The organism is Serratia sp. 2880STDY5682894, from assembly GCF_001537385.1.
Taxonomy (GTDB): Bacteria; Pseudomonadota; Gammaproteobacteria; order Enterobacterales; family Enterobacteriaceae; genus Serratia; species Serratia nevei.
In genome coordinates, this window is sequence record NZ_FCJA01000007.1 from 109,631 (window position 1) to 123,057 (window position 13,427).

At 53.0% G+C, this 13,427-nt stretch carries 10 protein-coding genes; 6 read left to right on the forward strand and 4 right to left on the reverse strand.

The features are described 5' to 3' along the window. Positions 1-533 precede the first annotated feature (533 nt). A complete protein-coding gene (locus AWX27_RS16775; protein WP_060423871.1) occupies positions 534-2,486 on the forward strand; it encodes an acyltransferase family protein in 1,953 nt (650 codons plus the stop codon). A 196-nt stretch (positions 2,487-2,682) separates the two neighbouring features. Here the strand turns inward: AWX27_RS16775 and zinT are convergent, their stop codons facing one another. Continuing rightward, positions 2,683-3,333: a metal-binding protein ZinT gene (gene zinT, locus AWX27_RS16780; protein WP_047730538.1), complete on the reverse strand. Its 651-nt coding sequence runs from the start codon at positions 3,331-3,333 to the stop codon at positions 2,683-2,685. Between the two features lie 312 nt (positions 3,334-3,645). On the opposite strand from zinT, the gene AWX27_RS16785 reads away from it, so the two are divergent. Both AWX27_RS16785 and AWX27_RS16790 read left to right on the forward strand, forming a co-directional pair. Continuing rightward, positions 3,646-5,181, forward strand: coding sequence for a SpoVR family protein (locus AWX27_RS16785; RefSeq protein ID WP_060423874.1), 1,536 nt, complete (start codon positions 3,646-3,648; stop codon positions 5,179-5,181). 156 nt (positions 5,182-5,337) lie between these two features. Then, positions 5,338-7,320, forward strand: coding sequence for an acyltransferase family protein (locus AWX27_RS16790; protein ID WP_060423877.1), 1,983 nt, complete (start codon positions 5,338-5,340; stop codon positions 7,318-7,320). Between the two features lie 169 nt (positions 7,321-7,489). Here the strand turns inward: AWX27_RS16790 and fadR are convergent, their stop codons facing one another. Continuing rightward, positions 7,490-8,209 carry a fatty acid metabolism transcriptional regulator FadR gene (fadR, locus tag AWX27_RS16795; protein ID WP_025303107.1) on the reverse strand — a complete coding sequence of 240 codons (720 nt, stop codon included), beginning with the start codon at positions 8,207-8,209 and terminating at the stop codon, positions 7,490-7,492. Positions 8,210-8,452: 243 nt separating this feature from the next. Here fadR and nhaB point away from each other — a divergent pair, with 243 nt between their 5' ends. The 3 genes from nhaB (at position 8,453) to AWX27_RS16815 (ending at position 12,088) form a co-directional block, all read left to right on the forward strand. After that, positions 8,453-10,018 carry a sodium/proton antiporter NhaB gene (nhaB, locus tag AWX27_RS16800; RefSeq protein WP_060423880.1) on the forward strand — a complete coding sequence of 522 codons (1,566 nt, stop codon included), beginning with the start codon at positions 8,453-8,455 and terminating at the stop codon, positions 10,016-10,018. 120 nt (positions 10,019-10,138) lie between these two features. Next, a complete protein-coding gene (gene dsbB, locus AWX27_RS16805; RefSeq protein ID WP_033643335.1) occupies positions 10,139-10,669 on the forward strand; it encodes a disulfide bond formation protein DsbB in 531 nt (176 codons plus the stop codon). 657 nt (positions 10,670-11,326) lie between these two features. Further along, entirely contained in the window at positions 11,327-12,088 is a 762-nt protein-coding gene (locus AWX27_RS16815; RefSeq protein WP_060423885.1) for an aspartyl/asparaginyl beta-hydroxylase domain-containing protein, read from the forward strand. A gap of 104 nt (positions 12,089-12,192) precedes the next feature. On the opposite strand, the gene AWX27_RS16820 is transcribed toward AWX27_RS16815, so the two are convergent. Together AWX27_RS16820 and AWX27_RS16825 are read right to left on the reverse strand one after the other, a co-directional pair. Then, positions 12,193-12,639, reverse strand: coding sequence for a YcgN family cysteine cluster protein (locus tag AWX27_RS16820; protein ID WP_025159803.1), 447 nt, complete (start codon positions 12,637-12,639; stop codon positions 12,193-12,195). Between the two features lie 121 nt (positions 12,640-12,760). Next, a complete protein-coding gene (locus AWX27_RS16825; RefSeq protein WP_004932286.1) occupies positions 12,761-13,417 on the reverse strand; it encodes a fumarylacetoacetate hydrolase family protein in 657 nt (218 codons plus the stop codon). Between the last annotated feature and the right edge of the window lie 10 nt (positions 13,418-13,427).

The window sequence follows — 13,427 nt, forward strand, 5'->3', positions numbered from 1 at the left end:
TGACAATATTCACAATTAATTTATCGTCGATGGGCTCTGCATTTGCAATAGCCACCTGAAAATAGCGATAAGATGCGGTTTAAGGGGGGATATGGCGTCAGAGCGCCGCTGATTCGATAGCATTGCTATCAATGATAGCAATGAAAAAAGGCGTGAAAGGCAACAAGAATTTAACAGAACATAAAAGCACCAACCACAAATCATTAAGAATAAAAAACCAAAAAAAATACAAAACAAAGCATAAAAACAAAAAAAAGGTTTTCTACCTCGGCAGCATAAAAAACGCAGTAAAAACGAACATCCTTTAAACACCTTATGGCTTGCGTATCTCGATTCGCGGCAAACCATGCAAAAATCGCCCGTTCTTCAGGCCAACACATCGCTTCATCACCGATCAAACACCAGTTTCTGCGTAAAAATCCTATTCAACAGCCATACGTATAGGCATTTTTTGTCACTTGGTGCAAAATACATCGCCAAGCAACGTTACAAGTTGTTAATCAACATCATAATTTTGATAAATGAGTATCAATATGACTTCTACTGCAAGGGTCTTCCGGCATGACATTAACGGGTTAAGAGCCTGGGCCGTCATCGCCGTTGTTCTTTTTCACTTCGGCATCCCCGGTTTTGCGGGCGGTTTTGTCGGGGTAGATGTGTTTTTTGTTATTTCCGGCTTTTTAATGACACAAATAATTGTCAGCGGTTTGGAAACCGGCAAGTTCTCTATCTGGCATTTTTATCTGGCGCGCGCTCGGCGAATCATTCCAGCTCTCATGGCCCTGTGCATCACTTTATTGGTGCTGGGGTGGTTTTTCCTTGTGTCTACGGATTACACCACCCTTGCCAAACACGTTCTGACCGCAATTCTTTTTGTTTCAAATGTCAAGTTTTGGCGCGAGGCCGGCTATTTTGACGCAGACTCGCATGAGAAGTGGTTACTACATACCTGGTCACTTTCCGTTGAATGGCAATTTTATATTATTCTGCCCATTGCTCTCGTGTTCATGGCTCGTCTGTGGAAAACTCGCGGTATTCAATTGACGATATTCGTCGGCCTGATACTTTCATTTGCGTTGTCCTGCTACCTCGCGATCAAATCTCCATCATCGGCATTTTATTTGCTGCCAACGCGCGCTTGGGAGATGCTGGCCGGGGGGGCAGTGTGGGGATTGACTCGAAACGTTCAACTCCATGCTACCAGTGCTAAATGGTTAGAATGGTCTGGTTTCGCTTTAATTATCGCCGCCATCACGCTGTTTAATCCCGGCTTGGCGTGGCCCGGCTTATATGCAGCGGTGCCGGTTACTGGCGCCATGTTGGTGCTGGCTGCAAGCCGCCAAAATTCTCTGTTTACCTCTAACTACCTGGCAGAACGTCTTGGCGTCTCGTCCTATTCAATCTATCTTTGGCACTGGCCTATTGTCGTGTTTCTCGGCTACAACAACGCTGCGAGCTCATGGAATTGGCTGATTGCCGGCATCATTCTGAGTCTTATTCTTGGCGAACTCTCATTAAGAATGATCGAAAACCCGGCCAGAAAAAGACTGTCGAAGCAAACAGCCTGGGGAAATGCATTTACGATCGCAACTTGCACTACGATCATCGGTTTCGCCTCTATCGCGCTATTCAAGCTCAATTTCCCAAATCGCGTGCCACCGCAAATTGATGTAGTGGCCAACGAAAGCCTGAACGTTATCCCTAATCGCGACAAGTGCATTGCCTCTACCAGCACCCGTTCACCGGAATGCATATATGGCGGCCATGACATTAAAGCCGTGGTGGTAGGCGATAGCCATGCGGACGCTATGTTGACTGGGGTCGTCGCCGCATTACCTAACAAGAATGACGGTGTTCTTGACCTGACTTACGCCAGTTGCCCGACTCTTTTCGGAGCGAAGATGGTGCCCGGAGAAGTGCCGGGAAGCCAGTGTCACGAATTTAACCAGTGGGAACGTGAGAGATTGAAGCGCATTGATAGAACGATCCCGATCGTCATTATAAATCGTTCATCCGTCTACGCCTTCGGCCAACACAATATCGTGGCGAAAATGAATATGCCGATGGTTTATTTTTCCAAGATCTATTCGCACCCTACCCCCGAGTTTCTGAAGGAGTTCAAAAAGGATCTGGTGGCAACAGCATGCGAGTTGGCCATTGATCATCCGGTGTTCTTGGTTAGGCCAACGCCGGAAATGATGCTGGATGTCCCGAAAACACTTTCCCGCTCAATGATGCTCGGCAAGAGCATGCACATTTACCTCTCGGAAGAGGATTACCACAAACGTCATCAATTCGTTTGGGAAGCGCAGGACGAGGCTGCGGAGAAATGCGGTGTCAAAATCCTCAATCCTCTTCCGATGCTGTGCAAAAACGGTCTCTGCGAAAGCACTCATAATGGCCGCCCGATATATTACGATGACGACCACCTCAGTGAATATGGCAACAAACTGTTAGTACCGATGTTTCAGCAAATATTTCTGTAGTATACGAATCAATAAACCCGCAATTGCGGGTTTATTTTTGGGGATGACGTTATAAATTACGTTGGCACATTTCACTGACACTCTGTCAGTAATGCTTAGCGCATAATAGTCAGAAGGCGGCAAGTTCCTCCTTATCGTTGCTATTTTCAGCCGTACGATTGACTTGGCCGCACACAGAATCTGCGGAATTGCCGCATCAATGATGCAGCATCTCGTCCACGACTTCTTTAGTCTGCAGTTGGAAGGGATAATAGGTCGGCCAGTTGTCCATCTCTTTCAGCAAAGCCTCCTGCGACGTATTACCCATAAAGATATGGAAATGCGCCGATTTGCGCGGGCCGATAATGTGATCGCTGAACTGCACGAATTTCGGCGCCAGGCTGCCGGCATCCTGGCATTCGAACAGATAACGCACGCCCTTTTTACCGGAGACATACGTCAGGATCTTATGCCCGGCGTACTTATACTGACAGGCGCTGGATTGGTCGCCGCGATGAAACTCCATGACGCCGTTCTCAATGCCGATGGTATCCACATCGGTGGCGTACCCTTTGCGGTAATAGGCCTTCACTTCTGCGAAGGTCTTGCTCTTATCCTGCTCCGCCTTCTTCTTGAACACCGGATCGAGATCCCCATTGAGCAGATAAGGATACACGGATTGCCACACGCCCTCCCAATCCGCCAGGTCGCGATCTTTGACGTCTTTATCGTCGAATACGCCCGCCTCCGCCTTTTTTTCCACTTCCGTCAGCGGCTTGCCATGTGAATGATGCCCGTGGGCAAGCGCCTGCCCGCCGATAAACAACGCTGCCAGCGCCACCGCCAGTTTGCCAAAATGCCTCGCCAAAAGATGCTCCTTGTCCGTCATTGAGAATGACAAAAAGTTACAATATAACATAACAAATTTCAATCCCTGTCGCGCGACAGAGTTCCTATTGCGCCCCCCAGCCGCAGGGTTATACTCGAAGAGGAAGCGCGGCGCTGGCCGCCTTCTGCCGGGACGGACGCGGCGCCGGCGGGCTCTGGATTGACTGCCGTTCGCTCCCCTGCGTACCGACATTTTTATTTCACTGATTTGCAACGGTTAATTATGACTTGAACTATGCTTGTTACAGGGCCTGCCGTTTGAGCAAGACCCGTGAATAATGAGGGTGCGCTGATGACTACTTCAACACATGAAAAGGTTAAGGATGATAAACGTCTGAGCGATGGACCGGACTGGACGTTCGAGCTGCTGCAGGTGTATTTGGAGCAGATCGACCGCGTCGCCAAGCATTACCGGCTCGACGCCTACCCCCATCAGATCGAGGTGATCACCTCCGAGCAGATGATGGACGCTTATTCGAGCGTCGGCATGCCGATCAACTATACCCATTGGTCCTTCGGCAAGAAGTTCATCGAAACCGAACAGCGCTACAAACAGGGCCAGCAAGGGCTGGCCTATGAAATCGTCATCAACTCCAATCCCTGCATCGCCTACCTGATGGAGGAGAACACCATCACCATGCAGGCGCTGGTGATGGCGCACGCCTGCTATGGCCACAACTCGTTCTTCAAGAATAACTATCTGTTCCGCAGCTGGACCGACGCCAGCTCCATCGTCGATTACCTACTGTTCGCCCGCCACTACATCAGCCAATGCGAAGAGCGCTACGGCGTCGATGAAGTGGAGCGGTTGCTGGACTCCTGCCACGCGCTGATGAACTACGGCGTCGACAGATACAAACGCCCGCAGAAAATCTCCCTGGTAGAAGAGAAAGCGCGCCAGAAAAGCCGCGAAGAGTATCTGCAAAGCCAGGTGAACACGCTGTGGAAGACCCTGCCGCGCGTCGAACGCGAAGAGTCGCCGGAGCAGGCGCGCCGGTATCCGAGCGAGCCGCAGGAAAATATCCTCTATTTCATCGAGAAGAATGCGCCGCTGTTGGAACCCTGGCAGCGTGAGGTGCTGCGCATCGTGCGCAAGGTCAGCCAGTATTTTTACCCACAAAAGCAGACTCAGGTGATGAACGAGGGCTGGGCCACTTTCTGGCACTACACCATCCTCAACCATCTGTACGACGAGGGTCGGGTGACCGAGCGGTTTATGCTGGAGTTTTTGCACAGCCACACCAACGTGGTGTATCAGCCGCCGTATAACAGCCCGTACTATAACGGCATCAACCCATATGCGCTGGGCTTCGCCATGTTCCAGGACATCAAGCGCATCTGCCAGTCGCCAACCGAAGAAGACCGCTACTGGTTCCCGGACATCGCCGGCAAAGACTGGCTGGACACCTTGCACTTCGCCATGCGCGACTTCAAGGACGAGAGCTTTATCAGCCAGTTCCTGTCGCCCAAAGTGATGCGCGATTTCCGGTTGTTCACCGTGCTGGACGACGATCGCAACAACTATCTGGAGATTGCCGCGATCCATAACGAAGCCGGTTACCGGGCGATCCGCCAGGAGCTGTCGGCGCAATACAACCTGAGCAACCATGAGCCGAACATTCAGATCTGGAACGTGGACCTGCGCGGCGACCGCTCGCTGACGTTGCGTTACATCCCGCAGGAACGCGCACCGCTGGATAAGAGCCGCCGCGACGTGTTGAAGCACCTGCATCGCCTGTGGGGCTTCGACGTGATCCTCGAGCAACAAAACGAAGATGGCAGCGTGGAGTTGCTCGAACGTTGCCCGCCGCGGCCGACGCCGCTGTAACCGCACCGCGCCATTCCCCGGCAAGCCGGGGAATGGCTTTATTTATCCATTTAACGGGTGGCGGAAAAAGTCCGAAAACAGACGGGTAAAATTGACAAAAAGCCCATCGACTTCTAATTTCGGTAATACAAATTTAATAATTAGCAATCATATAAAATGAAAAAAACCCTACAGGGCACGGTTAACCGTTATCGCAAGGACATTGACGGCTTGCGCGCCATCGCCATCCTTCTGGTTGTTCTTTACCATGCTGGCATAAAACAAATAAGCGGCGGATTCATCGGCGTTGATATATTTTTTGTCATCTCTGGATTCCTCATCGGTGGAATTCTTCATCGCGAACATTCGCAAGGACAGTTTTCTTACCTGAACTTCTACAGCAGACGAATAAAGCGGATAGCGCCGGCGTTGCTCTTCATGTTAACCGTTATCTCCGTGATAGCAGCATTTTATCTCTCCCCGCTGGAAATGAAAGACTTCTCATTATTTTCTGGCGCAACAATATTATCAGTGCCGAATATTATTCTTTGGCACAAAACCAACTATTTTTCACCCAATGCTGAACTAAACCCGCTATTGATGACGTGGTCATTAGGCGTCGAAGAGCAATTTTATATTTTTCTACCCTTGCTTTTGAGTTTCCTGTTTAGAAAAAAACTCAACACGCTGTTCTGGATCGCCGCTATCACCCTGTTGTCCTTTATCACCTGTCTTTTTGTCACTCAGGCCAATCCACTTTTTGCATTCTTCATGTTGCCAACGCGTGCCTGGGAATTGGGTATGGGGGTAGGGTTAGCGATAGCCCAACAACAGAATCGTCTTTCCGCCCAACCTGCCTGGCTAAAAGAATTGCAATTTATCCTCGGGTCGATTTTGATTATCATTTCGGCATCATACTTCAACAGCGAAACCCCTTTTCCGGGCGCGGCGGCGCTCGTGCCCACGCTGGGCGCTTTGCTTCTTATTTTAGGCAACGGCCGCCTGAGCGGCTGGCTGTTGGGCAATCCCGTGATGGTATTTGTCGGTCTGGTGTCTTACTCGTGGTATCTATGGCACTGGCCTCTGCTCTCTTTTGCCAGGCTATCTGCAAGTCAGCCCCTGCCACTCAGCGCGACGTTAACAATCGTCAGCCTCGCGCTGGTCATTGCCTATCTGTCATACCGCTATATCGAAACCCCTTTTCGCCAGGGTTGGCGGTTGCAGGAGAGCAGCATTATTCGCGGTTACTTATCCTTGATTGCCATTCTCATGCTGCCTACTTCTGTTTTTTATTTAACTAAAGGCGCCACACAGCCTGTCTCACAAGCCGTCGTTCAAGCGGAAGCCGACAAACTTGAACGGGTTGCCGACAAGTGCCTGATCGGTCAAGGCCACACGTCATATTCAACCGAGAGCGTTTGTCTGGATAGCAGCAAAAATGCCGGTATCGCCCTATTGGGAGACAGCCACGCTGCTTCACTCCGCGGTGGCGTCGACCATTATGCAAAGCGGCACCAAATGTCTGTTTATCAGTTGACAAAAGCGACCTGCCCGATGCTTATTGGGGTGTTCAGAACCATGAACGCATATCCTTCGCATGCAACAGAATGCGCAGAATACAACGCTAAAGCGCTTGACTTCGTAATCAACAACCCTAAGATAAAAAGTGTCATTATTGCCGCCTCGTGGGATTCCGGAATAATTAACGACAACGAAGGTTACTCTGCACCAGGAAAGCAACTCCCAAAAATAGAGGCGCTAACTCTCGGAATTAAAAATGTTGTGGAGAAATTGAATAGTGCTGGAAAAAGCGTCGTATTAATTGAAGATGTCCCTTATATTAAGTTCAACACCGTTAAAGTGCTCGATAGTGAAGAGATCCCGCTTAGAAAGCTAGTGGCAAAAATCCTCACCCCCACTACCACCGTCATGTACCATACTGGCAATTACACTGCAAAATACTCAATGCCGCGAATAAACCTAGAACATTTAATGATACCTTTCAGAGATAGGTTATTATTTAAGATCGTCCTCCCCGCAAAAAATTTATGTAATATACATGGATGTCAATTCAAAGAAAAAGAGAGATTATTATATTACGACAACCAGCATATGACTTATCTTGGCGGCATGATTGCCTTACGGGATTTAACAATATAACCCGCAGAAGCTACGGGTGAAAACGCCCTTGCCAATAAATCAAGAAACATCTTGGCAAGGGCGAAAAAAAACGCCTGCGGCTCACCCCTGAACCACAGACGCCTATTTTAGACTCGTTCGGAATACCGCTGGCAAACGAACGATTTTGCCTTAATATTCTTAGTCGTATTCAGCGGCGCGCTTCGGTGAGATCGCTCGGCATGGTGCCCTGCATACTCTGCCAAATCGCCCCGCTGTCTTTACCGTAGTTGCGCACGGTATCCATCACCTGGTCGTACAGCTTCTCATGGCACAGCGTGGACAGCTTGCTGTAGAAGGTCAGCGCCAGCTTGCGCGCTTCCGGGTTGGAGAAGTAGTAACGGCCCACGCGGGTGTACAACCCTTTCAGGCCGTTGAAAATCAGGCCGTAGATCGGGTTGCCGGAAGCGAACGCCAGGCCGCGGAAGATCTCGTAATCGAGCAGATTGAAAGCGTCCGCCTGATCTTCTACCTCGGCGGCCTTCGCCAGCACTTCCTGGGCCTGTTCCGGATGATTGCGCACCGCGGCGCGAATAAAGATCGACGCGATATTGGTACGCACCGACAGCAGGTTGTCGATCAGCTGCGGGACGCTCTTGTGATCGAGACGGGCCACGGTCTCAAGGATATTGAGGCCGGACGTTTCCCAGAAATTGTTCACTTTGGTCGGTTTGCCATGCTGAATGGTCAACCAGCCATCGCGGGCCAGACGTTGCAACACTTCACGTAACGTGGTGCGCGTGACGCCAATCAACTCCGAAAGCTCACGCTCCGCGGGCAAAATAGAGCCAGGGGGGAAGCGATTATTCCAAATACTCTCAATAATGTACTCTTCCGCGAAACCGGCAGGACTCTGCGCCTTTATGACCATGTGTTTGACGTTCCGTTGCGACGATAAAATCAGTAAAAGTAATCAGCTCATCATACCAGATCGTGCTGACATGACATAGCGTGAGCGAAAAACAATAAACGAAAGTGTGCATAAAGTGGCAAAAAACGCGCAAAAACACCGGCCGACAGAAATTTGCCGCCGTAAAACAAGCTCCGGTTGCGCCCGCCCCCGCCGCATTGTTAGGGTACGTGCTACGACTGATTTAAGGATGCATAAAGGACAATGGAAACAACCCTGCGCAGCGCCCTGCTCAAAAACTTTCTGGGGCAATCTCCCGACTGGTACAAACTGACTATTCTCATTTTCCTGGCGGTCAACCCCTTGGTGTTCTTCTTCGCCAGCCCGTTTGTCGCGGGTTGGCTGCTGGTGGTCGAGTTCATCTTTACCCTGGCAATGGCGTTGAAATGCTACCCGCTGCTGCCGGGCGGCCTGCTGGCGCTGGAGGCGGTGGCCATCGGCATGACCAGCCCGGCGCAGGTCTCGCAGGAAATCGAACATAACCTGGAAGTCTTGCTGCTGCTGGTCTTTATGGTGGCCGGCATCTACTTTATGAAGCAGCTGCTGCTGTTCGTGTTCACCAAGCTGCTGCTCAACATCCGTTCGAAAACGCTGCTGTCGCTGGCGTTCTGCCTGGCCGCCGCCTTCCTTTCCGCCTTCCTCGACGCGCTGACGGTCGTGGCGGTAGTGATTAGCGTGGCCACCGGCTTTTATTCCATCTATCACAACGTGACGTCGAATCGCCCCGATGGCGACATCGGCGATGACAGCGATTTCACCGGTGAAGAGCGCAAGCAGACGCTGGAACAATTCCGCGCCTTTCTGCGCAGCCTGCTGATGCACGCCGGCGTCGGCACCGCGCTCGGCGGAGTCATGACCATGGTGGGCGAGCCGCAAAACCTGATCATCGCCAAAAGCGCGGGCTGGGGTTTTATCGATTTCTTCCTGCGTATGGCGCCGGTCACGCTGCCGGTGTTGGTGTGCGGCCTGCTGGTCTGTTGGCTGGTAGAGCGTTTTCGCCTGTTTGGCTATGGCGCGCAGTTGCCGCCGGCGGTGCGCGAAGTGCTGAAAGAGTATGATCGCAAAGCCACCGCTGGCCGCAGCAGGCAAGAACGCCTCAAGCTGGTGATGCAGGCGCTGATCGGCGTTTGGCTGGTGCTGGCGCTGGCCTTCCATCTGGCGGAAGTTGGGCTGATCGGCCTGTCGGTGATCATCCTCGCCACTTCCCTGTGCGGCGTGAACGACGAACACGCCATCGGCAAAGCGTTCCAGGAAGCGCTGCCGTTCACCGCCCTGCTGACGGTGTTTTTCACCGTGGTCGCGGTGATCATCGAGCAGCACCTGTTCAGCCCGGTGATCCAGTTTGTGCTGCGCGCCGACCCCGCCTCTCAGCTTTCGCTGTTCTACCTGTTCAACGGCCTGCTGTCGTCGGTTTCCGACAACGTGTTCGTCGGCACGGTTTACATTAACGAGGCGCGCACGGCGCTGGAGACCGGCACCATCGCGCTGAAGCAGTTTGAGCTGCTGGCGGTTGCCATCAATACCGGCACCAACCTGCCTTCGGTCGCCACCCCTAACGGCCAGGCCGCGTTCCTGTTCCTGCTGACGTCGGCATTGGCGCCGCTGGTGCGTCTGTCGTATGGCCGCATGGTGTGGATGGCCCTGCCTTATACGGTGGTGCTGACGGTGGTCGGTCTGCTGTGCGTCCAGTTCACGCTGGAGCCGGCGACCGAGCTGCTGACGCAGTGGCATTGGCTGGCGCTGCCGCCCATCGACGCCGTCGGCCACTAAGGCGGCGCTGGCAGGGTGAACCGACTATTTTTACGCTGAATCCGGCCCAGGTGGCTGGCAGCGAGAAGGAATTGGTTTACACTGCCGGTTCAATTGCTTACTGCATGGAAGAATCTAGATATGTTGCAATTCTTTAACCGCTGTTCACAAGGACGCGGCGCCTGGCTGCTGATGGCCCTGACAGCGTTGGTGTTGGAACTGGTCGCGCTCTATTTCCAGCACGTTATGCTGCTGCAGCCCTGCGTCATGTGCATTTATGAGCGTTGCGCGCTGTTCGGCATCCTCGGCGCCTCGCTGGTGGGCGCCATCGCGCCGAAAACCCCACTGCGCTATGTGGCGATCTTGCTGTGGATTTACAGCGCCTGGGAAGGCGTACAGCTGGCGTGGAAGCACACCATGATCCAGTTGCACCCTTCGCCGTTCAATACCTGCGATTTCTTCGTCAGCTTCCCTTCGTGGCTGCCGCTGGACAAATGGCTGCCGGCGGTGTTCCACGCTTCCGGCGACTGCTCCGTGCGCCAATGGCAGTTCCTGACGCTGGAAATGCCACAGTGGCTGGTCGGCATCTTCGGCGCCTATCTGCTGGTGGCGCTGATTGTGCTGATCGCACAATTTGTTCGCCCCCGTCGCCGCGACCTGTTCGGCCGCTGATCGGTATACAAACAAAAAACGGCGCCGAAAGGCGCCATTTTTTTAGGGTATTGCGGTCAAATTCAGAGATAACCCCATTTCAGGTATGTGTAAGGAAATAAACGAGCACAATCAGCGCTCCAGCCACGGCAAACAGACGGATCATTTTCATTGTTATACTCTCGAACATGCGGGAGAGCGGCCAAATTACCCAACTTATCGTTTAAAAAGAAGCATTCCGGCTCGGTTAAGCGCGTAATTTACATAACATTAAACTTCTGCGATGTTGGCGGGCAACAACGGGCGGCGCCAGCGCTTTCCTTTCGGCCTTAGGACAGCAATAAATTACCGTTACTTATGAACCACTGCGTCTTTGTCACATTCAGAGCACAATATTTTGGTGAAGTTTGCCCATAAAATCCTTATAGTATCGGCAAAGTGAGTATTACCGATTTCCCTGGTGTTGTTGTGTGTCTTGCCCCTCATCTTTGCAGGGGCTTTTTTCCTTCCTTCCCCTTTATCCCAAGGCCCGCTCACCGTTCGCGCACTAATGATTAAAATCATTCGCGATGCTTTCCTTATGCTAAATGACGTTGTGATTTTCACCCTTTCTTTCGGTGAGCCAGGCCCTGTCTCTGGCTGACTGCATAACGTCAATGACATCAAGGACACGATTCTATGCCGGATACCGCATTGCCCCCTGCATCTCAGCGCCCCCTCCTGCGCCGCCTGCTGCTTAAAGCCGGGAAAAGATTCCTGCGCTGGAACGGCGAATTTCAGACCCGTCATTCGCTAATCTCGACTACGCCGCAGATCGGTAATCATGAATTTAACTGGGTGGCCACGCTGGAAGCCCATTGGCCGGCAATTCGGGAGGAGTTGGATCGGCTGCTGGAGCATCCGGAAGATATTCCCGCGTTCCACCAAATATCGCCGGATCAGAAACGCATCTCTAAAGGGGATAACTGGAAAACCTTCGGGCTGTTTGTCTACGGGCAGCGGGTTGATGATAACTGCGCCATTTGCCCGCGCACCGCACAGGCGGTCAGCGAGATCCCCGGCATGCGCACCGCGATGTTTTCGATTCTTAAACCGCACTATCACATCGTGCCCCACAAGGGCCCGACCCGTGCCGTGGTGCGTGCGCACCTGGGGTTGATCGTGCCAAAGGATCGGGAAAAGCTGTGGATCCGCGTTGACGATCAGATCCTGCACTGGGATGAGGGCAAAGTGATTCTGTTTGATGATTCCTACGAGCACGAGGTCCGCAACGACACCGACGAGCTGCGTGCGGTGCTGTTTCTCGATATCGACCGGCCGATGGACAAGGTGGGTACGGCGGTGAATAAACTGCTGTTCAGCCTGATCAAAGCCAGCCCGTATGTGAAGCAGCCGCTGAAAAATCTGGCTAACTGGCATCGCCGCGATAAAAAAGCGTGAAGTGGCGGTTATGCCATAACCCCCACGCCCGTCGGTAGCGCGCCAGATAGCGCAGAGGGCGGAATGTCTGAATACGCCGCCCTCTTGCTGCCCAAGGGGTGACGTTACCTGGCCCAGTCCGGCTTGTTGAGGATATGATCCTGCCAGTCCACGACTTCGCTCTCGCGCACCGCGATATGCCGCACCGTGATGCGCTCGCCGTGCATCGCCGCCTTGGAGCCACTCAGCAGCGGGTGCCAAGGGAACAGCGGTTTGCCTTCACCGATCAGGCGATAGGCGCAGGTCGGCGGCAACCAATCGAAGGTCGTAAGGTTCTCGCGCGTCAGTTTGATGCAGTCCTCTTCCAGCTCGAAGCGCCGCTCATAGTTACGGCATTGGCAGGATTTGATGTTGAGCTGGTTGCAGGCTACGTTGGTAAAATAAATCTCGTCGGTATCTTCGTCGATCAGCTTATTCAAACAGCATTGCCCGCACCCGTCGCACAGCGATTCCCACTCTTGTTCTGACATTTCCGCCAGCGTTTTCTGTTGCCAAAAAGCGAGTTGTGACATGTTAGCGTCCGGTTTCGGTAAATGGATAAGTCACCTGCGCACAGGTTCGAGGGGGGACTATATAGACATTTTAGCCACAAGATGCAAGCTTTGCCGCCGACGGCGCCGGCGGCAAGAGAGATCAGATCACGCGGGTGCTGAGCGTTTTGCCGTTCAGGCTGATTTTCAGCATGTCGCCGGAGGCCATCGGGCCCACGCCCTGCGGCGTGCCGGTCAGAATGATGTCGCCGGCGCGCAGCGTGAAGAAACGGCTCATGTAGCTGATAAGCGGCAGGATCGGCGTGATCATGTCACGCGTATTACCCTGCTGGCGCAGTTGATCGTTAACGGTCAGCGACAGCTCGGCATTTTGCGGATCGCCGAATTCCGCCACCGGGATAAACCCCGACATCGGGCAGGAACCGTCGAAGGCCTTGGCCTTTTCCCAAGGCTGACCGGCTTTTTTAAAGCCCGCCTGCAGATCGCGCAGCGTCAGATCGAGCGCCACACCGTAGCCGGCGATCGCCCGCGCAACGCGGTCTTCGTTGGCCTGTTTCAACGGCGTGCCGATCAGTACCGCCAGCTCCACCTCATGATGCACCGCACCGAACTCTTTGGGGATGGCCACCGGCTGGCGAATGTCGCACAGCGCCGTTTCCGGTTTGATGAACACCACCGGCTCGACGGAAACCGCGCTGCCCATTTCCTTGATGTGATCGGCGTAGTTACTGCCGACGCAGACCACCTTGTTCACCGGGAAATCGAGCAGCGAACCCTGCCAGTCTCTATGTTGATACATACCGCTTCTC

Coding starts and splice junctions, on each gene's coding strand:
- AWX27_RS16775 (WP_060423871.1), top strand. CDS start 534: ATGACTTCTACTGCAAGGGTCTTCCGGCATGACATTAACGGGTTAAGA.
- AWX27_RS16785 (WP_060423874.1), top strand. CDS start 3,646: ATGACTACTTCAACACATGAAAAGGTTAAGGATGATAAACGTCTGAGC.
- AWX27_RS16790 (WP_060423877.1), top strand. CDS start 5,338: ATGAAAAAAACCCTACAGGGCACGGTTAACCGTTATCGCAAGGACATT.
- fadR (WP_025303107.1), bottom strand. CDS start 8,209: ATGGTCATAAAGGCGCAGAGTCCTGCCGGTTTCGCGGAAGAGTACATT.
- nhaB (WP_060423880.1), top strand. CDS start 8,453: ATGGAAACAACCCTGCGCAGCGCCCTGCTCAAAAACTTTCTGGGGCAA.
- dsbB (WP_033643335.1), top strand. CDS start 10,139: ATGTTGCAATTCTTTAACCGCTGTTCACAAGGACGCGGCGCCTGGCTG.
- AWX27_RS16815 (WP_060423885.1), top strand. CDS start 11,327: ATGCCGGATACCGCATTGCCCCCTGCATCTCAGCGCCCCCTCCTGCGC.
- AWX27_RS16820 (WP_025159803.1), bottom strand. CDS start 12,639: ATGTCACAACTCGCTTTTTGGCAACAGAAAACGCTGGCGGAAATGTCA.
- AWX27_RS16825 (WP_004932286.1), bottom strand. CDS start 13,417: ATGTATCAACATAGAGACTGGCAGGGTTCGCTGCTCGATTTCCCGGTG.